Source organism: Altericroceibacterium endophyticum, from assembly GCF_009827595.1.
GTDB lineage: Bacteria > Pseudomonadota > Alphaproteobacteria > Sphingomonadales > Sphingomonadaceae > Altericroceibacterium > Altericroceibacterium endophyticum.
On record NZ_WTYT01000001.1, the window covers coordinates 673,666 to 696,959 of the forward strand.

A 23,294-nucleotide genomic window follows, 5' to 3' on the forward strand; every position below is an offset into this window, starting at 1 on the left:
TTTAGGATGGCTTGCAAGCTGCGACAAGCGTCGCCGCCTGATCAGTCGACACAGATTGCCCGCACCGACTGCCCATCTTCTACTTCAGAATAGCATCCGAATAAGGCGTCATCTTTCTGGCACTGGCCCTTTGTTTCGCCATTTTCCTGCGGAGTTCCGGTGGCGATGCATTTGCCCTCGCACTCGCTGCTATCGCGGCAGGTTTGCCCGGCATCGACAAAAGGATGGATGCAAAGTTCAGCCTGCAACCGCCCGCGCCGGTCGACAAAGCCGCCATTCGCCTCACAGGTCGCACGTTCCTCGCTCGACATGTCCGATGTTGGACCGGCAGCTGGCGATGCTGGGCGCTGATCAGGTTCCGTTGTCGGCGTACAGGCCGCCAGCAGGATGCAGGGAAGCATAGCCAAAAGAGCTGTTTTCATCGGTCACCATGTCCAGAAAAGTGATAAGGCCCGGTTCGCCCGGGCCGAACTGAGAGAAAGAGAGAAATGCCAGTGCACGACCTCAGTCTCACACTGGCAAAACTCCAGAAGATCTGATCCGAAAGGCTCAGAATGGCAGCGGCGCGGCCAGTTCCTTGACCTCAAATGGCAAGCCATTTTCGCCGAGCATTTCGAGGAAGGGATCAGGATCAAGCTGTTCCATATTGAACACGCCTTCTCCGCCCCACTTGCCTGTCAGCATCATCGCTGCACCGACCATGGCCGGAACGCCGGTCGTATAGCTCACGGCCTGATTACCGGTTTCCCGATTGGCGTCTTCATGATCGCAGATATTATAGATGTAGAAGGTCTTCTCACCCGAGCCATCGAGCGCTTCGCCAGTGGCGATATCACCGATATTGGTTTTGCCCTTGGTGGTTTCACCGAGCGTTTCCGGCTTGGGTAGAACGGCCGCCAGGAATTGCAGCGGAATGATATCCCGCCCCTGATATTTGATCGGGTCGATCCCGGTCATGCCGACATTCTGCAGCACGGTGAGATGTTTGATATATTCGTCACCAAAGGTCATCCAGAACCGCGCCCGTTCCAGTTCGGGCACGAATTTGGAGAGGCTCTCCAGCTCTTCATGATACATCAGATACATGTTCTTCTGACCGACCTGATCGAAGTCGAATTGCTGGCGGATGGTCATGGCCGGGGTTTCCACCCACTCGCCCTTTTCCCAATGACGCGCCGGAGCCGTCACTTCGCGAATATTGATTTCCGGGTTGAAATTGGTGGCGAAGGCCTGACCATGATCGCCGCCATTGCAATCGAGAATGTCGAGCTGGCGAATGGTCTTCAATTTGTGCTTCTTGAGCCACATCGCAAAAACGCTGGTTACGCCGGGGTCAAAACCTGAACCAAGCAGCGCCATTAGCCCCTTCTCGCGGAACTTCTCCTGATAGGCCCACTGCCATTTATATTCGAATTTCGCCTCATCCTTAGGCTCGTAATTCGCTGTATCGAGATAATGCACACCCGCTTCCAGACAGGCGTCCATGATCGGCAAGTCCTGATAGGGAAGCGCCAGATTCACCACCAGCTGGGGCTGAATTTGCTGGATCAGACGAACCAGCGCAGGGACTTCCTCCGCGTCAATTTCATAGGTCGTGACATCTTCGCCGGTGCGCTCTTTTACGCTTTTGGCGATGGAATCGCATTTGCTCTTCGTCCGGCTGGCCAGGTGAATTTCTGAAAAGATCGACGCGTTCATCGCCATTTTATGCACGGCGACGGAGCTGACGCCACCTGCACCGATTACCAGAACCTTTGACATATGCAGTCTCCAATGCATTAGAATCTTGCGCGGCCTCATAGAGCCTATTGCCGCGGGATCAAATTATGACCCGTTATGAAAACTCACTTCTTTGAAGCTGCAATGCGTTAAGGGCATCAAATGATCCACACAACTCTTCGCCACCCCACCGCTGACGGTGTCCGGCGCGCATCACGCAAGATCGCCCGGATACTCCCCTATACGCCGCTTTTGCCGGTAGAAATTAACGGCGTCAGCCTATGGGCCAAGGCCGAATGCCTGCAGCCGGTTGGTGCCTTCAAGATTCGCGGCGGCTGGCATCGGCTTTCCGACCTCTCAGACGACGTCAAAACGCGCGGCGTGGTGGGTGTCTCCAGCGGCAATCACGCACAAGGCGTGGCCTGGGCGGCGCGCAAATTGGGTATTCAGGCAACTATCGTAATGCCCAGTGATGCCCCCCGCATCAAGATGGACCGCGTGCGCGAAATGGGCGCGGATATCGTGACGTATGAAAGACTGAGCGAGAACCGCGAAGAGATCGCTCAGGCGCTATCTGAAAAAACCGGCGCGACCTATGTTCACGCCTTTGGTGACCCGTGGGTGATTGAGGGTCAGGGCAGCGCAGGCATTGAAATTGCTCAGCAGATGGAAGAACGAATCGGTCAAATGCCGAGCCGGCTGGTGGTCTGTTGCGGCGGCGGAGGCTTGACGGCCGGCCTCGCCCTCGCCTGCCCGGATGCCGAAATTGTTCCTGTTGAACCTGAAGGGTGGGACGATGTCACCCGCAGCCTCTCAAGCGGAGAAATTCAGTCTGTCGGCGACAATCCGCCGCCAACCGCATGCGACGCACTGCAAACGCTTGCCACCTATCCGATGAATTTCGACATACTGAAGGCGCGCTCCTGTGTCGGCGTAACCGTGACCGAAGCGGAAGTGCGCGATGCGCAACGCTTCGCCTTTGCCCGGTTGAGGCTGGTGCTGGAACCGGGCGGCGCCGTTGCCCTTGCCGCAGCGCTTGCCGGCAAAGTCACGCTTGATGATCGCACCGCAATCCTGCTCACCGGGGGGAATGTCGACGCAGAGAAATTCGCAAAAGTCCTGACATCACAGGATTAATAGCCAGACGACGAGGGGCGGTTATGGCCCCTCGTCCAGCGCAAAATCTATAATTTACTCTGCGGCCTGTTCGGCGCGTTCTTCGTTGCGAACGAATTCCAAGGTTGCGAGAAAACGTTCTGCATCGAGCGCTGCCATGCACCCGGTGCCCGCCGCGGTGACAGCCTGACGGTAGGTGTGATCCATCACATCACCGCAGGCGAAAACGCCCGCATGGTTGGTTTTGGGCGTGCCCGCTTCAACCGCAATATAGCCGGATTCATCCATTTCCAGCTTGCCCTTGAACAGCTCCGTCGATGGAGCATGGCCGATGGCAACAAAACCGCCTTCACAATCAAATGTACTGCTCTCGCCGTTTTCGGTGTCGGTCAGGCGCAGCCCGGTCAGCCCCCCTTGCAGCGGGTCACCCAGAAATTCGTCGACCTTCTTGTTCCACAGCACGCTGATTTTGGGGTGCGCGAATAGACGGTCCTGCAGGATCTTCTCCGCGCGCAATTCGCCGCGGCGATGGATCAGGGTCACATCATCCGAATGGTTGGTGAGATAGAGCGCCTCTTCAACCGCCGTATTGCCGCCGCCAATGACGGCAACTTTCTTACCGCGATAGAAGAAGCCATCGCAGGTGGCGCAGGCTGAAACGCCTTTGCCCGACAATTCCTGCTCTCCGGGAACACCCAGCCATTTCGCCTGCGCACCGGTGGCGATCACGAGCGTGTGGCCGACATATTCATCGCCGCTGTCGCCTATGGCCACAAAGGGCGGGCCGTTCGCGATATCGACTTCGGTGATCGTATCCCACATCATCCGCGTGCCCACATGCTCTGCCTGAGCCTGCATTTCCTGCATTAGCCAAGGGCCCTGGATCACATCACGGAAACCGGGATAATTCTCAACATCCGTGGTGATGGTCAGCTGCCCACCGGGCTGGATACCCTGCACGACGATTGGCTCCATTCCGGCGCGCGCGGCATAGATCGCTGCGGTAAGACCGGCTGGTCCGCTGCCGATGATGAGCATCTTGGTTTCGTGTTTCGCCATTGTCTCTCTAAACCCGTTATCAAAATTGTCTGTGCTGCCCTGCGGCATGGCTGCAGAGATGTGTTAGCCGATAATTGGGGGCCACTGCCCGAACTGGCAAGCAAAGCAAGTCTGAGGCCATGATAAGCCAAACTTGTTTCACCGCATTGGCTCCCGCGCCCCTATCTGCCCGAACGGATGGTCAGATCAGTCCTCGGCCAGTGGAATCGCCGCCAGATCCGAGGTAAAATCTTCGGTCCATTCGATCACATTATCATCCCGCACCGTGCCAATCAGCTTGTCCCAGCGTGCCTTACGTTCAGATAGCGGCATATCGAGCGCCAGACGAATATGATGCGCCAGATCATCCGGACTGTGCGGATTGACCAGCAGCGCGTCCTGCAATTGCGGAGCTGCGCCAGCGAATTGGGACAGGATCAGCACGCCGGGATCCTGCGGATCCTGCGCCGCGATATATTCCTTCGCGACCAGATTCATCCCGTCGCGTAGCGGCGTGACCAAGCCAATCTTGGACGCCCTGTAAAAGCCGAAAAGCTCTTCCTGAGCATAGCCACGATTGACATAGCGGATGGGCACCACGTCAACTTCAGACCGCGCACCGTTAATCTGTCCGGTCTTCTGCTCCAGCAAGGTACGAATTTGCTGATAGGTGCCGATATCACCGCGCGAAGGCGGAGCGATCTGGATATAGACCAGTTCACGGATACGTTCCGGATAGGCATCAAAGAAACGCCCGATACCGTCCACACGCTCCGGCAATCCCTTGGAATAATCGAGCCGGTCCACCCCAATCATTGCGGTGCGGTGGCGGGTCGATGACATCAGGCGTTGCTGAGCCTGACGCGCCTCCCCCGTTTCGCCCTTCTCCATGAAGTGATCGTAATCGATGCCGATGGGATAAGCGCGTGCGATGGTAGTCCAGCCATCCAGCGTCACTTCGCCGGTTTCTTCATTCACATCAGCCTCAAGCTCCTTGCGGCAATAATGCAGGAAGCTTTCCAGCCATTCATTGTTCTGGAAACCAATCAGGTCATATTGCAGCAGTGAACGAACCAGTCGCTCATGATAGGGCAAGGAGACAAACAGCCGGGTCGGCGGCCACGGAATATGGAGGAAGAAACCGATCCGGTTCTTGATCCCGCGATTTCTTAACCGCTCACCTAATGGTATCAGGTGGTAATCATGCACCCAGACCATATCGTCGTGTTCGATCAGAGGCAGAACGCTTTCGGCAAATCTCTCATTCACCCGCTCATAGCCACGGCCGAATTCACGTTCATATTCAGTCAGATCGACGCGGTAATGGAATAGCGGCCAGAGCGTGGAATTGGCATAGCCATTGTAATATTCCTCCACATCCTGATGCTCCAGGTCGATCGTCGCCGTGGTCACACCATCTGCGCGCTGGATATTGATGCCCCCGGTAAATTTCTCGATTTCCTGACCCGACCAACCGAACCAGATACCCTTATTCTTGCGCAAGGCAGCGTTGAGCGCACCGGCGAGGCCACCTTGCGCCCCGGCCGCGCCGCGCGCCTTGGGGACTGCAACGCGGTTCGAGATAATTACCAATCGGCTCATCTGATCATGTTCCAGCTTTTTGAAAGCAATTCGGCACAGTTGATTATACCTACCAGTGAGTAAGTCTGGGGGAAGTTCCCCCACAACTCACCCGTTTCGAAATCCATGTCTTCAGATAACAGACCCGATTTCGTCCGGTGGCCCAGCATAGTGCAGAACAATCCGCGCGCTTCCTCATCCCGGCCAGCAAGGTGCAGGGCCTCAATCAGCCAAAACGTACAGATGTTGAAGGCAGTCTCAGGCAGCCCGAAATCATCCTCCGCCGCATAACGCAGCATATGTTCACCGCGCCGCAAATCCTGCTCAATCTGAGCGAAGGTGGAGAGGAATTTCGGATCATCAGGCTTCAGGAAACGAAGCTCTACCAGCTGCAAAAGGCTGGCATCGAGATATTCACTCTCGAAAGACGCGCCATAATGACCGCCCTCGCCATTTTCGACCCAGGCCTTTTCTTCAACCGTTTCACGGATCGTATCGGCGCGTTTGCGCCAGAATTCGGACCGATCTGTCTTGCCCAGCTCGGCGGCGGCATTCGCCAGCCGGTCACAGGCAGCCCAGCTCATCACGGCGGAATAGGTATGCACTTCCTGACGGGTGCGGAATTCCCACAGGCCGGCATCAGGCTGATCATGCATCTTCCAGGCCATTTCACCCACTTGCTCAAGGCTCTGGAAATCGTGATCATCCGCCATGCGCAGCAGACGGCGGTCAAAGAAGCCCTGCACCGTCGGCAGGACGATCTGGCCATAACAATCGTGCTGCACCTGTTTGTAGGCGGCATTGCCTTTGCGCACCGGCCCCATGCCGCGATAGCCGGCCAGATGCGGCGCGGTGGTTTCATCCAGTTCGGCAACCCCCATCACCGAATAGAGCGGCTGAATCTGCCCTCCCTTGGCATCGGCCACGATATTGCGCAGATATGCGAGATATTTCTCCAGCACATCAAGCGCCCCCAACCGATTGAGCGCCTGCACCGTATAATAGGAATCGCGAATCCAGCAGTAGCGATAGTCCCAGTTACGCTCCGAATTCGGCGCTTCGGGCATGGATGTCGTCAAGGCGGCGACAATCGCGCCCGTTTCTTCATATTGGCATAATTTCAGCGTGATGGCGGCGCGGATAACCTCGTCCTGCCATTCAAACGGGGTCGCCAGACCGCGGACCCAATGGCGCCAATAGCGACGCGTCATTTCCTCCATCGTGCGCAATTCAGCGCGCAGATTGCCGCTGAAGGGTTCATCAGGACCGAGGAAAAAGTGCTGATCGCTTTCCACGCGGTAGGTGCGTTGTTCCAGCACATAACCCACGGGCGCATCGGTGCTGAGGCGCAGCGCCTGATTGCCGACCAGATAGCGAATATGGTTCGTGCCATTGGTCGTTTCGGCCAGCTGCGCACCGTAATCACGCATCGGCCGCATGACCACTTTCATCCGCGGCGTGCCGGCCACCGGGCGAACCACACGGGCATAGGCGACGGGGCGATACATCCGGCCAGACCGTTCAAAGCGGGGAGAAAAGTCGGAGATTTCCACCGCGCTGCCATCTTCCGCTTCGAGCCGCGTGATCAGGATCGGCGTATTGCGTTCGTAATATTGGGAGGAGGAAACCTGCCCTTCCAATTCGAAACGCCAGACACCGGCATCCTGTTTTGCACCATTCAGCAGTGCACAGAATACGGGATCACCATCAACCCGGGGAACGCATCCCCAAACCAGGCCGGCAGTTTCATCTATCAGGCCCGAAACCTGACAATTGCCGATCGGCGATAGTTCCAGACTGGATGTGTTCGCGCTCAAAGTTCGAGCCATTCATGGACCTTTTCAGGATTAGAGAGTCGATAACGGGCGAGTGTTTTTTCGCGGTCGCCCACGATGATACCAAAGCCGCCCTTGTCCGCCACGCCGGAAAAACCGTCTTCATCGGTCACGTCATCGCCAATGAAGATGGGCAAGGCTCCGACAAAGGGCTGCTCCTCCATAAAGGCGCGCACAGCGCCACCTTTATCGGCACCGGGGCGAACGAGTTCAATCACGCATTTACCCCGCTTGATTGCGAGTTCGTGAGAATGGGCGACCTGTTCGGCAAATTCGAGGCCAGTTTTTTCCAGCGAAGGATTGGACCGGAAATGCAGCGCTGCACCATGCGCCTTGCTTTCCATTTCAAAGCCCTGCTCCGCACTGAAATCACGCAATGCATCATAGACCGCCTGCGGCAGGCCAGTGGGTTCCTGACCAATAAGCGAACCGTCCGCGCGTTGCCGCGCCGCGCCATGAGAACCCGCCCGCGCGACCCGCAGCGAACCGATATGGTCTTGGAGATTTGAAATTGACCGGCCACTGACCAGGGCGAGCCTTCCGCCAAGCCTTTCCGATAAGGCGAAAAGTCGATCCCCCAATCTGGCAGGCAGATCAATGCCATCGGGCGTCGCGGCTATATCAATCAGCGTGCCGTCAAAATCGAGGAATAATGCGATGCGCTGGCTATCACATAATTCTCGTAAGGAAGGGGGGGCGCCAAGTGCAGATTTTCCGTCCATCTCCAGCAGCCATAGCCATTGGCATCCTTTGGTCAACGCGCAACATCACTAATTATTCAATTCGGCCGTTTGAACCGGGTGTCTGAGAAGCGGTGGCTTTCATCTTCCTCAGCCATCTCGGCAAGCTAGCGAAAGCTCAGATGATCGGACATGTCCGCTTTGCGCTCATGGAACCGACCTTACCGAGCCCCCCGAAGACCGCCATTAGGCCAGCTACCTTAGTGCCCCCTGCCCTACCATTGACATTGCTGGGTCTGCGATCCATTGGAGCACGAAGGTGCCGGGCACCTGCCGCCTGCAGACGATAGTCACGGTGAAGCCCGGATCAGACGAATATTCTCACCCTCGAAGAGCATTCGCAGGTAGGTAACGCAGGCACCCCGCCCATTTTGAATGCTCTCTATGGAGAGTGGGCGATGACGTCTGTGCCTTCTGAAGAAAATTCGTTCCTGACCGCCCCCATCGGGCGCCTGTTCGCAGCCAATGCCATACCGATGGCATTCGTCATGGGGATGGGAGGATTGCTCAATGTCGTCGATGCGGCATTTCTTGGGCACTATGTCGGCGCAACCGCGCTGGCGGCGGTAAGCTTCAGCTTCCCCGGGGTGATGGTGTTGATCGCTTTCGGTTCGCTAGTCGGCGGCGGCATGTCGAGCATCTTCGCACGCCACCTCGGCGCCGGCGACCGGACATTCGCCGCGGCAATTTTTGCCAGTGCCCACGGGCTTTGCCTGCTCGTGAGTTTTGGACTGGCTGCGACCTTCTTCATCGCTGGACCTTTGCTTCTGGAAGGCCTGGCAAAAGAAAATGCCGAAATGGCAGAACTTGCCAGCACCTATCTGCTGATCCTCGTCGCGGGCGCGCCAATCCAGTTTCTGATGAATCTCCACGCCGACGCCGCGCGCAGCGAAGGACGGGCGGGTTTCATGGCAGTCCTATCCGTTGGCGTCACGGGCGCGAATATCGTCCTCAACTATGCGCTGATCGTGGGGCTCCATCTCGGCGTTGCGGGCTCGGCCTGGGGGACACTTATCGCACAGGCGCTCGGGCTGCTTTTGCTGCTCGAACTCCGGCGGAGGGACGCCCTTCTTCTTCCCTTGTCATCGCTCCGGCGTTTCGCATGGTGGGGAAACTGGCGGGCGATCCTCGCGCTTGGCCTTCCGCTGAGTCTCAGCTTCATCGGCATGGCACTGGTATCTGCAGTGGTTATCGCGGCCGTAAACTGGAGCGGCGGCGCGGATTACGCCGCAACCATCGCAGCCTATGGCATCGTAACGCGGATTCTCGGCTTTGCCTTCATGCCGCTAATGGCCCTTGCCCTGGCCACCCAGACGATCGTGGGAACGAACAGCGGTGCAGGCCTGCATACGCGATCAAATCATGCGCTGATCTGCGCTCTTGCGCTGGCCTTCGGCTATTGCCTTTTGCTGGAGCTCGCGCTTCTCGCGGTAAGCGGGAGCCTGGGTTTCAGCTTCGTAGATGACGCGCAGGTGGTGAGCAGAGTTGGCCTGATCATTCGGCCCATGCTGACCTTCTACCTCTTTTCCGGCCCGGTTCTCGTCCTCGCCATGTATTTTCAGGCAATCGGCCAACCGGGGCGAACTGCGGCACTCATGCTTCTGAAACCTTTTATCCTCGTGCCTCTGGCAATATTTCTCTTCGCCAGCTTCGCAAAACCGATGGAATTGTGGTTCGCTTTTCCGGTGGCAGACGTCGTAATTATGATACTCGCTACCGCCCTCTTCCTCCGGCATGTCGTTGCCGCCAACCATGGGGAAAACGGGATTGAGCACAGGAAGGGCGCGGCATGAACATCCATTCGATAGGCGAGGCCAAACGTCGGGCCGCTCAATTGCGGAAGATAGCAGCCGAAAAAGGTGAGCCGCTGCCTCACGGCAAAGCGCTGGAACGTGTCGCAAGGGAACAGGGTGCGCATGACTGGAACACGCTGCGCGCGCGTCTCGCCAAAGCTGAAGCACCAACACCGGCTCCCGACTTCCTTGCCCTGCGCCGCGGATCCCTCGTGGAAGGACGCTATATGAACCAGCCCTTCACTGGCCGGATCGTTGACGTATCTGCGGAAGGTCAGACACTGCGGCTTTCCATTCATCTGGACCAGGCGGTCGACACCGTGGCTTTCGCCTCGTTCTCCAATATGCGCCGCCGCGTTAGTGGAACAATCGGCAAGGACGGCCAATCTGCCGAACGCACATCAAATGGAATACCGCACCTTATGATTACCAGGATGAACTCATAGATAGAAACCTCCGGGTTGGACCCTATCTCCATGGCGGCAGAGTTTTCTATAGCACAATGGGGCTATTAATTTGCTTGCCCGGAACGTGTGCGCTTCATATCCATTTGGTTTGAATGGATATAAATAGAGATCAACGCCAGTTCCGCGACAGCAAGCCCTCCCGCCTCGGACGCGGAATAGAGAGGCTGACACATCCCTTCGGCGCCGCCATCGCCAGCGTTGTGCCGAAGGGTCTCGTGGAAGTGGTCCTCAAAGGTCTCGATAGGGCGGTAGGTGCACCGCAACTGGTCAAGTTCACGCATGATGTTTCCAATCTTGAGGAAGCTCATCATGCGGCCCGCGCGGTGTCGCGCACGGCCAGCAAAGTCAGCGCCACAACCGGCGCGGCGGCCGGTATTGGCGGTGCCTTGTCGATGAGCGCGGACATTCCGGCAACGATCGCCATCGCGCTCCGTTCGATCCGCGATATCGGGCGAGCATACGGCTATGAAGGCGAAGGTCCGGCAGAAAAGCTGTTCCGTCTGCAAATCCTCGAACTCGCGGCACTGGATGATCCGGATGTGCGCAAGGAGCGGATCGCCGCACTGGAAGCAAGCATTGGACCGACCGGCGACCTGATCGAGGCCGATCATGAACATGCCACTCCGGTTGTCGATCAGGCGATCGAACGCATCTCGCGTGCGATAGCATTCACCAGCTTTCGCAGCCGCGCGGGTATGATCGTCCCGATCGTGGGATCAGTGGTTGGAGGAATCGTAAACTCATCCTTCCAGAACGATGTCGGCAAAGCGGCACGTTTTGCGTTTCAGGCCCGGCGGTTGAAGCGCGATGACAAGATAATTGTCTAAATCAGGTCAACGGGTTCGGAATTATCCCTTCGGCCGATTGCCCATCATTTCCCCCAAACGCACCGATCTTTCCGGACTCCAATCCTGATTGAAGTCGATGGTCGCGTGTTCGAACAGCATGACGATCGTCGACCCCAAGAGAAAACGCCCCATTTCCTTGCCTTGTTTCAGGCGGATCGATTGGTCGGTGTAAGTCCATTCGGCAATCTTGCCCATTCGCTTCGGATTGACCACTCCGTGCCAGGTCGTTTCCATGCTCCCGACAATAGTCGCGCCCACCAGCACCATCACGAAGCGGCCATGCTTTTCGGAATGGAATACGCAGACAACGCGCTCGTTACGGGCAAACAGATCAGGCACACCGCGAGCAGTCACCGGGTTCACCGAAAACAGGGAGCCGGGCACATAGATCATCCGTTCCAATTGACCGTCGCAGGGCATATGCAGGCGGTGGTAGTCCTTGGGCGACAAATAGAGGTTTGCAAAACTGCCATGGCGGAATTGCCCCGCGAGTTCGGCATCGCCACCAACCAACTGCGTCGTGGTGAAGCGATGCCCCTTGGCCTGCAGGATATGATGGTCTTCAATCGCCCCGAACTGGCTGATCGTGCCGTCCACCGGGCACAGGAATTCGCCTTGGGCCAAAGGCCTTGCGCCGGAATTAAGCGCCCTGCCGAAAAAATCGTTGAACGATGAATAGCTGGCGATGTCGGGATTTTCGGCCTCGCTCATGTCGACGCCGTATTTCCGGACAAACCAGCGAATCAGGAGGGTTGTCGCCCGGCCCTGCCGTGCCCGCGCGACACGCCCGGCAAACATAGTCAGACGCCGCTTTGGCAGCATATATTGGAGCAGAACAGAAAGGCGATCGAACATATTTTCTCCCTAACACAGGAATGTCTCTAGCTTGCCGACAAACCTTCTACGCGCGCCATTTTCATTAGGTGTAAAGTCCTGCACATGGGCCACCGTCTAATAGACAGATTACATCCAGAGCATCGCGATTGTCATCGCCGCAAGCGCAGGACCGACCTGAAATGATGGTGATGTCCGAGCGGCAAGATAACGCAATTGCCTCATGTCTGCTCCCCACCCCAACTTCTACGATCCGGTCAATGCTCGCGCATCCTTACAAATGAACAAGGCAGTTTTGCCGGATTTATGGCTGAGAGCTGCCGTTCCGGAAACGCCCCCGTTGTGGAAGTTTGGGCGTTACGTATTTGGTACTGAAAATGGACCTTGATCTTTTACGAGCGGTTCGATGAGCTCGTCTAGGAACAGCGCGAGCAGCATCGTCTGATTTGCGACCCCGGCCTTTGCATAGACCTGGCTTAATTGTGATCGCACCGTGCCTTCCGCACTGCCGCGTAGCTCAGCAATTTCCGAGATAGTGCTGCCTTTGATTGCAAACAGCGCCACATCGCTTTCCGAACGGGTAAGACGCCATTGAACAAATCTTGCATCCACAAGCTCCGCCATCGCTCCACGCGCGACATCAAGCGCAGCATCGCTGCGCCGTGCCGCTTCGAACAACTGTTTCGTGTAGCGCGCGCTCAAAATAGTGCCGGCGAGAAGCGCTATCGCGATCACGCATTCCATGATCGCTTCCAGGCCAATGCCGGACTGTAGCTCCGTCACCAAATCGTCGATCCCGTCGCCGAGGAAGTAAAGCGTGGCAAAGCCTTGCAACACCACGAAGATGACGGCCGTCGAAGCTGTTCGGCGTTGCGACCGTTCACGAGAGCGCCTTCGATTCATACCATACCCTCTCAACATGAGCGCGTTTAACCGTCAATAAGCGCGTGCTTATAGACATCGCAGGCATCCCATCCAAATCTGCTGTCACCTCCCGGCACTGGGGCAAGATAGCAGGATGCACGTTATGACGAGAGACGAAATGATCAATGCCGTAGCCAAGGTTCCGGCGGTCACTCTGGGTTTCTGGATCATCAAGATCCTAGCAACGACGCTTGGAGAGACTGCAGGTGACACGGTTAGCATGAGCTGGCTGGGGGAAACTACTGCGACCGCCGGGCAATCGGGGTTCAATGGCTATGTCGTCGGCACCGCCATCTTCGGTGCAGCGCTGGCTATTCTCGCTTTCTTTCAGATTCGTGCGCAACGGTTTCACCCTTGGCTTTATTGGGCGACAATCATCGCCTCCACCACGGCAGGAACGACGCTGGCAGACTTCGCAACCCGCTCGCTTGGGATCGGCTATCCGGGCGGATCGCTGTTGCTGCTGACTTTGGTGATAGGGTCGCTGTTCGTCTGGCATCGCACACTGGGCACGATCTCCGCCGCCTCGGTCCACACGCGCGAAGCGGAGCTGTTCTACTGGATCACCATTACCTTCTCCCAGACGCTCGGCACCGCGCTGGGCGATTGGGTTGCGGACGGGGCGCTAGGCTATCTTGGGGCAGCCGCTATTTTCGGCGGTGCACTCGCACTCCTTGCCGTAGCACATTATGCGACGAATATTTCCAAGCCTCTGCTGTTTTGGTCGGCCTTCGTCCTCACCCGTCCGCTCGGTGCCGTGGTGGGCGACTTTCTCGACAAGCCGGTAGCGCACGGAGGGTTGGAATTGAGTCGGTTGGCCGCTTCAGCCGTCCTCGCTACTGCGATCGTGCTCCTGGTCACCCTCTTGCCCCAGCGTCCGGAGACGGTCACGGCGCAAGAGCATTTGAACTAGCTCGGATGGGAAACTTTGCTCGCAAGGTTCTCTCTGACCAAGAGCGTACCACAAAGCAGTCCGTCCGCTCCCCAGCCTAATTGCGGACGTTCACCACTTCATAGGTATGTTACCAAAGCCGCCGACAAAGAAATGTACATTCTCGGCTTTATGCGGCGCGGTTGCGGCCCAACAAATTGAGCCCTTTACCAGAAGACTCCATCGCGGCCCGCAGCGCCTCATAGTGCTAATATCTTTACCAACATCCACACAGCCATGCCGATCATCGCAAGATTCTCCGTCAGCGAGAGAAAGCCGAGTGGCACGTCATTGCCACCTCCCACGCAGGCGCATTTGAGGTCTCGCTTTTCTATATAGACAGCCTTGAACACGCTGACCGCGCCAATGGTGCCTATAAACAGGGCCACCGGAATGGAGAGCCAGGGCAGAATATGCGCGGTCATGAGCACGCCTGCCAGACCTTCGGCCCAGGGGTAGGCATAGCCATATGGCACCCATCGGCGGGCCAGCAGGTCGTAATTAAGAAACATGGTCGAAAACGCTTCGACATCGCGAAGTTTGAGGTAGGCCAGCAGACACATAGAAAAGCTGACAAACCATTCGGCTGTCAGGATCGACAGGATTTCAGCGTTTGCAACCCAAGCCGCCCCAACGGCCATCAATGCTGTCATCGCGAACAGGATGCCGACCGGCCAATAGCTCTTGCCGCCACCATCTACAGGCTTTCCGAAAAACGCACGCAACTCGGTATAACCGCCGATCTGCTGGCCATCGATCCAGGTTTGCGGTGTCGTCTTTACACCGTAATTTTCCTTGAAAGTGTCGGTTTCTTCACGGGTGGTGAGGTAATTGTCGTCAACTTCATACCCTTTGCTTTCCAGCAACCACTTTGACTTCAGCCCGTAGGGGCAGGTGTGCCCCGGCATGACCATACGGTAGAGTTTCGCTTGCTTCCCTGCACTCATCGCCTCGCCCTTTCGAATAGATCTACCAATTCAGCGAATTTCATCTGTTGTTCCTTCTCGTCACCAGATGCGATCGCTTCGGTGACGCAGGTCGCTGCATGTTGTTTCAGGACAGCGGACTCAACCTTGGCAAGCGCAGATTTGATCGCCTGCAACTGGGTGAGCACATCCATGCAGTACCGCTTGTTTTCAACCATACGCGATACGCCCTGCACCTGCCCGGCAATGCGGTTGAGCCGCTTCGTAATGTCATCCGATGTCGCCGTACCAGGCATGCTACACCTCGCCTATAATACCCCCTGGGGGTATCTAAATAGGTGTCCGAATGAAGAGTATCAAGCCTCGAAAACATCCGATCTGCCGATCCGCCCAATACCTTTCTTGACGGAACATGCCCGGCGGCTGTCACCGGCCTTGCAATCCCTGTGTGAGCGCTTGGTGCCACAGGTTGGATGCGAATGATGCGCTTGTGGCTTTGCTGAAACCGGAAATTCGAGTTCAGAAAGTACTCGGTAAAAATGCTTTGACTGAATTTTGAATCAATTAAGCATACTTCAAGATATTTCGTTCATCCTCTTGGAAAGAGGACTTGATATGCCACCCCATGATGAAGAAAACCGGTTAGACGCTCTCTACAGCCTCAATCTGTTGGATACCGCACCTAGCGAGAGTTTCGACCGCATCACCAGAATGGCAGCTCAACTGTTCAACCTGCCGATCGCCGCCGTTTCGCTCACCGATCGCGATCGGCAATGGTTCAAGTCCCGCGTCGGAATCGATCATTGGTCGATTCCCCGGTTCAAGGCGCCATGTGCGCAGGTCGCGGAAAGCGCACGAACATTGATAGTCCCGGATCTTCTGGCTGACAGTTCTTATCGAAACAGCTTACTCGCAGATCAGGGTATCCGTTTTTATGCCGGGGCGTCACTCACCACACGAGATGGCTACGGTCTGGGCTCGCTGTGCGTGCTCGGTACCGAACCGAGGCAAGCGTCGAGCCTTGAAATGAATGCCCTCAGCGATCTTGCCAAAATGGTAATGTCTCAAATCGAACTGCAGCACGCATTTGGCAGGATCGATCCTTTGAGCGGCTTGCCGAACCGCACCCAATTCCTCGACGATCTGGCCGATCTTGGCCGCGACGATCCCGGACAGCGGCGATTGGCAGTACTGGTTGATCTGGCGCGACCGGAGCAACTTGATAACGGACTGCGGGTGATGGGTGCCACTTTCATGGACCAGGTTGTGAAGGATGCAGCCCGGGCGATTTCAGCGGCGATCGGACGTGAAAGAACCGCCTACCACGTTTCCGCGACGCAGTTTGCGTTTCTTGCTCCACATGACGCACGTGACGACGACTACATGATGAAGTTGAGGTCTTATTTGACCGACAATCATCATCGGCTCGTTGAAAATTTCATCACTTCTGCAAGCGTTGGTGTGGCCCCCTTCGTGACCGATGAAACAGCGCCAGGTGATGTCCTCAGAACCGCACACAGCGCGGCACAGGACGCCCGCTCCTGCTCTGCGATGGTCAGCATGTATTCGTCCACGATGGACAACGCCCATCAACGCCGTTTTCGCTTGCTTAGCGATTTTAGCAAGGCGCTGAAAAATGACGAAGAACTGGCACTTGTTTACCAACCACGCATTGATCTCAAGACGGGGAAATGCGTGGGTGCAGAAGCTTTGCTGAGATGGAAGAATCCAGATCTGGGCCCTGTATCACCAGCAGAGTTCATTCCCGTCATCGAACAAACAACTCTCGCTGCCCCTGCAACAAAATGGGTACTGAAAACAGCGTTATCGCAGCTTTCCCAATGGCTATCATCAGATATCGCCCTGCGCATTTCCATTAACCTCTCAGCATCAAACCTGGAGGAACCGGATTTCGCGCAGGAGGTATGCCGTCTGGTGGCGGAACACGGCATTCCGCCGGATTATGTCGAGCTGGAAGTGACCGAAAGTGCCATCATGGGCAATCTGACGGGCGCTGCCGGACAATTGAGAGAACTGATAGAAGCTGGCATGCATGTCGCAATCGACGACTTTGGCACGGGCTATAGCAGTCTGGCCTACCTCCAGAAATTACCCGGCAAAATCCTGAAAATCGATCAATCCTTCATCGGCGAGATGGAGGCGGATGGAAGGTGCGCCACACTTGTCCAGTCCATGATCTCGATGGCACATGACCTTGGCTACCGAGTGGTGGCAGAAGGCGTAGAAAGCCCTGGCGCACGTGATAGTTTGATAAAAATGGGATGTGACGAAGCACAGGGCTATTATTACGCGCGCCCCATGGCCCCCAACGCCTTCAATCGCTGGCTCAGCCAATATTCACCCCAAAGCGAACAACAAAACGCATCCGCTGCATAAGTTACGTCTGTGCGAGCGGGAACAATGATCGAGATGAACACACGCGTTCGGTCACGACAGGACTAAATATCGGCCATCGAAAAACCGTCGCGGGCTGAAACCGGTGATCCGCCAGCGGGAGAGACAAACGAACGGAGTCTCCCAGCAGCTTCGAGAAAGCGGATCGCAAAGGCTGTCCGCGACATACAAACTATCGACGCGAGATCGTTCATAAACCAGGAGCGCCCGGGAGCCGCGTGCATCGCTGTGACTACGACATGCACCCGGCTGTCCTGCAAGCCCTCCAACAGCCCCCGAGCGCCTTGAAAGGCATCCGCGGAAACAGCGCAGATCCTAAAGGTGGCATTGAATCTCGGTAAAGCGCTTCAATTTCGGCCACTCAACCAACCGTGACCTGATCCAGAAATCTGCCTTTCTTATTGGCGATCCATTACGTCAGCCCAGAAAGGCCGCACGATCTAGGTGGCCGGTCGCCCTTAGCAGTGCGGCCTGCGCCACAAGGACGTCGCTGCGGGCACGGGCCAGGGCGAGCTGCGCGGCGCGATAGCTCTGTTCGGCGAGCAGAATGTCGATCGTCGAGCGCAGGCCAAATTCATATTCCGCCCGCACGCCGTCGAGCGCGATTTGCGCAGCAGCCAGCCCGTCCCGGCTCGCCTCCTCGCGTTGTCCGGCGGCCTGAAGCGTGGCCCAGGCCGTTTCGACCGAGCGCATCGTCTCGCGCAGCTCGGCTTGCACGGCGTAGCGATCGGCACGGGTCGTCGCTTCCGCCTCGCGCACTCGCGACGCCACCATCCCGCCGGTCAGCAAGGGAATGTGCAACGTTACGCCGACGCTTGCGGCATTGTCGTAGCCCCTCAGGTCTCCGCTCGTTTCCCGCACGCCGCGGCCATAGGTCCCCGCAGGCGCGACACTCGGCGCGCCGTCTGCGCGGGCGCGGTCGATCCGGGCTTCGGAAGCATCGACGATGCGCAGGCGTTCCAGCAGCCGCGGATTGGCCAGCTCCGCCGCCGCGCGCGCATCGGCGATGTCGGCAGGAAGCCTCGCGGGCGGCGGCACTTCGGCTTCCAGATCGCCCGGATCCTCGCCCACCACTGCGCGATATGCGGCGCGGGAGCTGGCCAACGCGGCTTCGGCATCGGCGAGATTGGCGACGACGCTCGATCGCTGCGCCTGCAATTGCGCGACGTCGGTCTTAGTCGCCTGTCCCAGATCGAAGCGCGATTGCGCCTCACCCACCTGCCGGTCGAGCCGTTCGATCCCGATCCGCGCGACCTCGACCGCCTGCTGCGCAAACAGCAGGTCGGCATAGGCCGCGACCACGCTTTGCAGCACTGCCGCCTCGCTGTCGCGCAAAACCTGTTCGCCCGCTGCGACATCGGCGGACGAGGCGCGCACGGCGGCAGAGACGCGTCCGCCGGTCCAGATCGGCATCGCCGCCTGCAGATCGGTGCTGCCTGCGCTCCCGTAACCGAGATCGTCATAGCCGCCATTGGCGGTGGCGGAGAGAGTCGGACGACCTTCGGCTCGCGCCTGTTCGGGTGCCTCCTCCAGCGCTTCCTGCCGGGCCTGCGCCTCGGCCAGCGTGGGGTTGGTCGTATAGGCTGCCGCAATCGCATCGCGCAGCCTCTCGGCGTGCACTGGGGCCGTGCAGAGCAGAGCTGCTCCGCCGAGCAAGGCGGCTCTCGTGATGATACCCCTAGTCATGGCGCAGCGCCCATGCCGGAGCGGTGCGGCTTGCGCGCAGCGACTGGCCCAGCACTGTCAGCACCGCAATCGCGATGGCGACAAGGCTGGCCCCCACGAAATAGAGCGGCGAGAGCGCGATCCGATCGTCGAAGCCCGCCAGCCAGGTCCGCATCGCGAAGTAGGCGAGTGGCCATGCGATCAGGTTTGCGATCAGCACGGGCCTCATGAACTGGCCGACCAGCAGTTTGACGATATCGGTTGCCGAGGCGCCGAGCGACTTGCGGATGCCGATCTCCTTCACCCGCCGCGCAGTGTTGAACGAGGCGAGACCCCACAGGCCGACCATCCCGATCAGCACTGCAAACCCGGCACCGATGGCGAACAGGCGGGTGGCACGCTCGTCATCCTCGTAAAACTGGATCAACTGTTCGTCAGCGGTCTGGGCATCGAAAGGAACCTGCGGGACTATTTTTTGCCAGATCTCCTCGAGCTGCTCGTGAAAGGCGCGCGGATCGCCGGTAAAGCGAATCGACGCGACTATATTCCCGGTGCGGAGAGGATCAGCGTAGTAGTAATAGATCGTCGGATCTGTGGGGGCGCGTGGCCCGAAGAAGCTCAGATTGTCGACCACCCCGATGGTGGTACGCAGGTGATCTCCACCCACCGTCTTTCCAACGGCGTCGTCCGGGCTGTCGAAGCCTAGGACGCCCACTGCCTGGCGGTTGATGAGGACATTGTCCGGCTGACCCTGCGCGGTGTTTGCTCTGTCGTCGGCGGTGCGTCCGTCAAACAAGCGGCCGGCGATCAGGCGGGGAGCATAGACTTCGAAGAAGTCCGGACCGACGATTTCCCAGATCACCAACGGGCCATCTCCGGGAACGCCGGGCAAAGGAACATTATCCGCGTTCCGCGTGCCGCTGCCTCCGACAACCGTGTTCGCCAGTGCCGCTGCGCGAACATTCGGCAATGCACGCACTTCCTGGATGAACGCGCGCGACTGGGTCGGATCGACCTGGCTGTCGCGCAGCGACATCACCGTCATCAACCCCTCGCGCTGGAAACCGGTATCGGCGTTGCGGACATGCTGCGTTTGCGCGACCAATACGCCGGTGCCGATCAGAAACGCGATGGCGAGGCCGAATTGCAGCACCACCAGCGCTTCTCGTACCCGCGTCCCGGCGCGACCTCCCCCTGGGGAGCGCGAAGAGGCGAGGACCGCCGCCGGCTGGTAGCGCGACAGGACGAGCGCGGGGTATATTCCTGCCAGGAATCCCGCAACCAGCGTGAGAAGGACCAGCGCGGGAACGACCAGCGCATAGGGAATGGTGAGCGACAACCCACCTGCTGCGTTGATCAGCGGCAATCCGAGTTCGGCGAGGATCAGGCCGAGCAGGCTGGCGAGCGCGACCATCAGCATCGCCTCTGCGAGGAATTGCCGCATCACCGCGCGCCGGTCGGCCCCGAGAACTTTGCGCATGGCGACTTCGCGGGCCCGCAAACCTGCTCGGGCGGTTGCGAGATTGATGTAGTTGATGAGGGCGATGAGCAACGCGAAGGTGCCCACCAGGCCCAGCGTCACCAGCGTCATCTTCGCGCTCGACGCGGCATTTCCGTTCGGCTCGAGATGCATATCGGTGACCGGCAACAAGACGAGGCCGAAGATATCGGAGGGCTTGTCACCCAGATAGGCACGGCCGCGACGGTCGATGAGGGCGGGCATCGCCGCATCGAACCTCGCCGCAGCAGCCGGATTGCGAAAGCGCAGATAGGTCTGCAGCGAGCTATTGCCCCAATGATGCCAGTTGGAGTTGATCTCGCGCATGTTCTCCGGAAGCGGGATCAGAACGGATATCGTAAAATCGCTATTGTCGGGCAGATCCTTGAAAACGCCGGCCACGCGGTAGTTCTTGGGCTCCCACATCGACACCCTCAATGTCTGGCCCACGGGATCGCTCTGACCGAAATAGCGCTTTGCTGCACTCTCGCTGATCAGCGCCGCATCAGGCTTGGCCAGAGCGCCGTCTTTATCGCCTGAGATCATCGGGAGATCGAACACCTCGAAGAAGGATGGATCAACCATGGCGACGTCTTCGGTGACGGCGGTGTTGCCGCGCTGGACGATCCCACCGTGTTTACCCCCCATGATCCGGGTGCCGACAAGATCGGGAAAATCCTCGCGCAGCTCATCCAGCAACCCGCCCATCGTTTCGACGTAGCGGCCCGCAAAGGGGCTCGACTGATCCTTCCAATCGGATTGGATAGCGTAGATCTCGTTATGGTGAGGCAGCCAGGTTTCGAAACTCGTCTCGAACCGGACATAGAGGCCGAGCACGATGAACACGGCGATCCCGATCGCCAGCCCGCCGATATTGAGCGCGGCGTAGAGCTTGTGCCGGGTTAGCGAGCGATAGAGCGAAAGCAGGGCGAAACGGTTCATCTTGGCACCCCTCTCAGATCGCACGCATCGCGCTGGCGACGATGCGGCCGTCGAGCATGTCGATCCGGCGCTTCGCCATATCGGCGTGGCTGGGCGAGTGGGTCACCATCACGATCGTCGCGCCACTGGCGTTGAGCGCGCTCAGGATGTCCATCACCTGCTCGCCATTGGCGGTGTCGAGGTTGCCGGTCGGCTCGTCGGCCAGGATCAGCTTCGGATCGCCCACGATGGCGCGGGCGATGGCCGCGCGCTGCTGCTGGCCGCCCGAAAGCTGGTGCGGGAAATGGCGCGCGCGATGCGCGATGCCGACCGTATCCATCGCCGCAGCGACCCGATCCGCCTTGTTGCCGCTCACATCCTTGCGATAGGCGAGGCCCAGCGCGATGTTCTCCTCGATCGTCAGCTCGTCGATCAGGTTGAAGCTCTGGAACACGAAGCCGAGCCGCGCGGCGCGGAACCTGGCCAGATCCTTCTCCGCCATCGCGGCAAGGTCGGTATCTGCGAACCAGTAGTGGCCCGAGGTCGGCCGGTCGATCGTGCCCAATGTGTTGAGCAGGGTCGACTTGCCGCAGCCTGACGGCCCCATGATGGCGAGGAATTCGCCCTCCGCCACATCGAGGTTCACACCGACCAGCGCGGTCGTTTCGACCTCGTCCGAGATGTAGCGGCGTTCGATATTTTCGAGCTTGATCACGAGATGTATCCCTCTTCTCAGCGGATATTGATGGTGTCGCCCTTCACCCGGGCGAGATTACTGGTGACGATGCGCTGGCCCGGTTCGAGGCCCGACAGGATTTCGACCTGGCGCGGATTGCGGCGACCAATGGTGATGGCGACCCGGTGGGCATGCTTGCCGTCTGGATCGACCACGAACACCGAAGAGCCGCCCTCGGTCAGCCACCCTCCGGCAGGCGCGATCAGCGCAGGCTTTGCCGCGCCCAGCGTGATCCGCACGTCGAGGGTTTGCCCGCGATTGAGATCCTGTTTCGGCAGCTGTTCAAAGGTCAGTTCGCCCCGGAAGCGACCATCGGTGACGGTCGGCAGGACCTTGGAGACGGTCAGCGTCGCACCGCCGGAGGTGGCCGCTTTCTGGCCGACTTCGACCCGGCCGAGGTAATATTCGTCGACATCCGCCTCCAGCTTCCACGCGCCTTCGCTGTCGACTTGTCCGGCGGGGTCACCGGGCGCGAGGGTCTGGCCCGGCTGAAGCGTGAAATTGGTCAAACGGCCCGCCATCGGGGCGCGGATCGTCAGCGCATCGAGACTGCCGCGCACGGCGGTGAGATTGCTCTGCAACCGTGCGCGGGTCGCATCGAGCATCTGCCCCTGCCTTGCGGTGATCCCCGCTTCGGCCGCGCGCCCGCTTTGCAGCTGGGCGAGCCGCTGACTCTGGTAATCGACCTCTTCCTGATAGCTCTTCACCCCGGCATCGGAGACGAAGCCCTTGTCGTGCAGCTGCTGGCGGATATCGAGCTCGCGGCGGGCGCGCACCAGATCATATTCGGCCGCCGCCACCTGCCCCGCCCGATCGACCCGCGAACGTTGGATAGCGAGGTTTTCGCCCGCTACGCCGCCGAGCTGGCTGGCGATATGGGCCTCCTGGCTGAGCACGGTAAGTTCGAGATCGGGATTGGCGAGGCGGGCGAGCGGTTGGCCTTTGGTGACCAGCGCGCCGTCCTGCACGAACAGGTCTTCGACCTGGCCCCCACTCATCACGCCGACCAGCGTGGTCGTTGCGGGAACCACGCTTGCGCGAACCGGAAGATAATCGTCGAAAGCGGCGCGGGTCACTTCGCCGGTCTGAATGTCGCCGGCATCGACATTGGTCGATCCGCTGGCGGGGATCGCGCGCCAACCGACAATGCCAATCGCGACCACTGCGAGGGCGATCAGCAAACGCTTGTCGCGCCACAATGGGGCTCTCTTCCTTTCGACCCTGCGGTCCATCGCGGCACCGGGAGCGGGCGTGGACAAACTGTTGGACTGTTCGGCTGTGTGCGTCATCATGTGTCCAGTATCGCC

The 23,294-nt window shown here is 58.7% G+C and carries 20 protein-coding genes; 6 read left to right on the top strand and 14 right to left on the bottom strand.

Features of this window, described 5'->3' with window-relative positions:
- Nucleotides 1-41: 41 nt before the first annotated feature.
- Nucleotides 42-407, bottom strand: a complete 366-nt coding sequence (locus GRI91_RS03295) for a hypothetical protein (protein WP_160735164.1) — start codon at nt 405-407, stop codon at nt 42-44.
- A 142-nt stretch (nt 408-549) separates the two neighbouring features.
- Nucleotides 550-1,761, bottom strand: coding sequence for a saccharopine dehydrogenase family protein (locus GRI91_RS03300; RefSeq protein ID WP_160735165.1), 1,212 nt, complete (start codon nt 1,759-1,761; stop codon nt 550-552).
- 120 nt (nt 1,762-1,881) lie between these two features.
- On the opposite strand from GRI91_RS03300, the gene GRI91_RS03305 reads away from it, so the two are divergent.
- Complete coding sequence (locus GRI91_RS03305) at nt 1,882-2,856, top strand: threonine ammonia-lyase (protein WP_160735166.1); 975 nt, start codon at nt 1,882-1,884, stop codon at nt 2,854-2,856.
- Nucleotides 2,857-2,910: 54 nt separating this feature from the next.
- Here the strand turns inward: GRI91_RS03305 and trxB are convergent, their stop codons facing one another.
- The 4 genes from trxB to otsB all read right to left on the bottom strand — a co-directional run bounded on the left by trxB (nt 2,911) and on the right by otsB (nt 8,011).
- A complete protein-coding gene (trxB, locus tag GRI91_RS03310; RefSeq protein WP_160735167.1) occupies nt 2,911-3,894 on the bottom strand; it encodes a thioredoxin-disulfide reductase in 984 nt (327 codons plus the stop codon).
- Nucleotides 3,895-4,080: 186 nt separating this feature from the next.
- Nucleotides 4,081-5,475, bottom strand: coding sequence for an alpha,alpha-trehalose-phosphate synthase (UDP-forming) (locus tag GRI91_RS03315; protein ID WP_160735168.1), 1,395 nt, complete (start codon nt 5,473-5,475; stop codon nt 4,081-4,083).
- Nucleotides 5,472-7,283 (bottom strand): glycoside hydrolase family 15 protein, encoded by a 1,812-nt coding sequence (locus GRI91_RS03320; protein ID WP_160735169.1) that lies wholly within the window; start codon nt 7,281-7,283, stop codon nt 5,472-5,474. The genes GRI91_RS03315 and GRI91_RS03320 overlap by 4 nt, the downstream gene beginning before the upstream one ends.
- Nucleotides 7,268-8,011 carry a trehalose-phosphatase gene (gene otsB / locus GRI91_RS03325; protein ID WP_160735170.1) on the bottom strand — a complete coding sequence of 248 codons (744 nt, stop codon included), beginning with the start codon at nt 8,009-8,011 and terminating at the stop codon, nt 7,268-7,270. Before otsB ends, GRI91_RS03320 begins: the two co-directional genes overlap by 16 nt.
- A 416-nt stretch (nt 8,012-8,427) precedes the next feature.
- On the opposite strand from otsB, the gene GRI91_RS03330 reads away from it, so the two are divergent.
- The 3 genes from GRI91_RS03330 (at nt 8,428) to GRI91_RS03340 (ending at nt 11,116) form a co-directional block, all read left to right on the top strand.
- On the top strand, nt 8,428-9,822 hold the full coding sequence (locus tag GRI91_RS03330; RefSeq protein ID WP_202385419.1) for an MATE family efflux transporter: 1,395 nt from the start codon (nt 8,428-8,430) through the stop codon (nt 9,820-9,822).
- Entirely contained in the window at nt 9,819-10,268 is a 450-nt protein-coding gene (locus tag GRI91_RS03335) for a glyoxalase superfamily protein (protein ID WP_160735171.1), read from the top strand. Before GRI91_RS03330 ends, GRI91_RS03335 begins: the two co-directional genes overlap by 4 nt.
- A 113-nt stretch (nt 10,269-10,381) precedes the next feature.
- On the top strand, nt 10,382-11,116 hold the full coding sequence (locus tag GRI91_RS03340; RefSeq protein WP_160735172.1) for an EcsC family protein: 735 nt from the start codon (nt 10,382-10,384) through the stop codon (nt 11,114-11,116).
- A 21-nt stretch (nt 11,117-11,137) separates the two neighbouring features.
- Here GRI91_RS03340 and asd read toward each other — a convergent pair whose 3' ends face one another.
- Together asd and GRI91_RS03350 are read right to left on the bottom strand one after the other, a co-directional pair.
- Entirely contained in the window at nt 11,138-11,992 is an 855-nt protein-coding gene (asd, locus tag GRI91_RS03345) for an archaetidylserine decarboxylase (protein ID WP_160735173.1), read from the bottom strand.
- 336 nt (nt 11,993-12,328) lie between these two features.
- A complete protein-coding gene (locus GRI91_RS03350; protein WP_160735174.1) occupies nt 12,329-12,874 on the bottom strand; it encodes a helix-turn-helix transcriptional regulator in 546 nt (181 codons plus the stop codon).
- Nucleotides 12,875-12,998: 124 nt separating this feature from the next.
- Between GRI91_RS03350 and GRI91_RS03355 the strand changes: the two genes are divergently transcribed.
- Nucleotides 12,999-13,808, top strand: a complete 810-nt coding sequence (locus GRI91_RS03355) for a COG4705 family protein (protein WP_237437610.1) — start codon at nt 12,999-13,001, stop codon at nt 13,806-13,808.
- 218 nt (nt 13,809-14,026) lie between these two features.
- Here the strand turns inward: GRI91_RS03355 and GRI91_RS03360 are convergent, their stop codons facing one another.
- Both GRI91_RS03360 and GRI91_RS03365 read right to left on the bottom strand, forming a co-directional pair.
- Complete coding sequence (locus GRI91_RS03360) at nt 14,027-14,773, bottom strand: MauE/DoxX family redox-associated membrane protein (RefSeq protein ID WP_202385420.1); 747 nt, start codon at nt 14,771-14,773, stop codon at nt 14,027-14,029.
- Nucleotides 14,770-15,048 carry a metal-sensitive transcriptional regulator gene (locus GRI91_RS03365; RefSeq protein ID WP_160735175.1) on the bottom strand — a complete coding sequence of 93 codons (279 nt, stop codon included), beginning with the start codon at nt 15,046-15,048 and terminating at the stop codon, nt 14,770-14,772. The genes GRI91_RS03360 and GRI91_RS03365 overlap by 4 nt, the downstream gene beginning before the upstream one ends.
- 319 nt (nt 15,049-15,367) lie before the next feature.
- Here GRI91_RS03365 and GRI91_RS03370 point away from each other — a divergent pair, with 319 nt between their 5' ends.
- Entirely contained in the window at nt 15,368-17,149 is a 1,782-nt protein-coding gene (locus GRI91_RS03370; protein ID WP_160735176.1) for a sensor domain-containing phosphodiesterase, read from the top strand.
- A gap of 435 nt (nt 17,150-17,584) precedes the next feature.
- On the opposite strand, the gene GRI91_RS03375 is transcribed toward GRI91_RS03370, so the two are convergent.
- From GRI91_RS03375 to GRI91_RS03390, 4 genes are read right to left on the bottom strand one after another with little or no spacing between them, the layout of a single operon-like run.
- Nucleotides 17,585-18,853 (bottom strand): TolC family outer membrane protein, encoded by a 1,269-nt coding sequence (locus tag GRI91_RS03375; protein WP_160735177.1) that lies wholly within the window; start codon nt 18,851-18,853, stop codon nt 17,585-17,587.
- A complete protein-coding gene (locus GRI91_RS03380) occupies nt 18,846-21,272 on the bottom strand; it encodes an ABC transporter permease (RefSeq protein ID WP_160735178.1) in 2,427 nt (808 codons plus the stop codon). The genes GRI91_RS03375 and GRI91_RS03380 overlap by 8 nt, the downstream gene beginning before the upstream one ends.
- 13 nt (nt 21,273-21,285) lie before the next feature.
- Nucleotides 21,286-21,966, bottom strand: coding sequence for an ATP-binding cassette domain-containing protein (locus GRI91_RS03385; protein ID WP_160735179.1), 681 nt, complete (start codon nt 21,964-21,966; stop codon nt 21,286-21,288).
- Nucleotides 21,967-21,983: 17 nt separating this feature from the next.
- The gene (locus GRI91_RS03390) at nt 21,984-23,279 is read right to left on the bottom strand and encodes an efflux RND transporter periplasmic adaptor subunit (RefSeq protein ID WP_237437611.1); all 1,296 of its coding nucleotides are present in this window, start codon (nt 23,277-23,279) and stop codon (nt 21,984-21,986) included.
- Nucleotides 23,280-23,294: the final 15 nt, after the last annotated feature.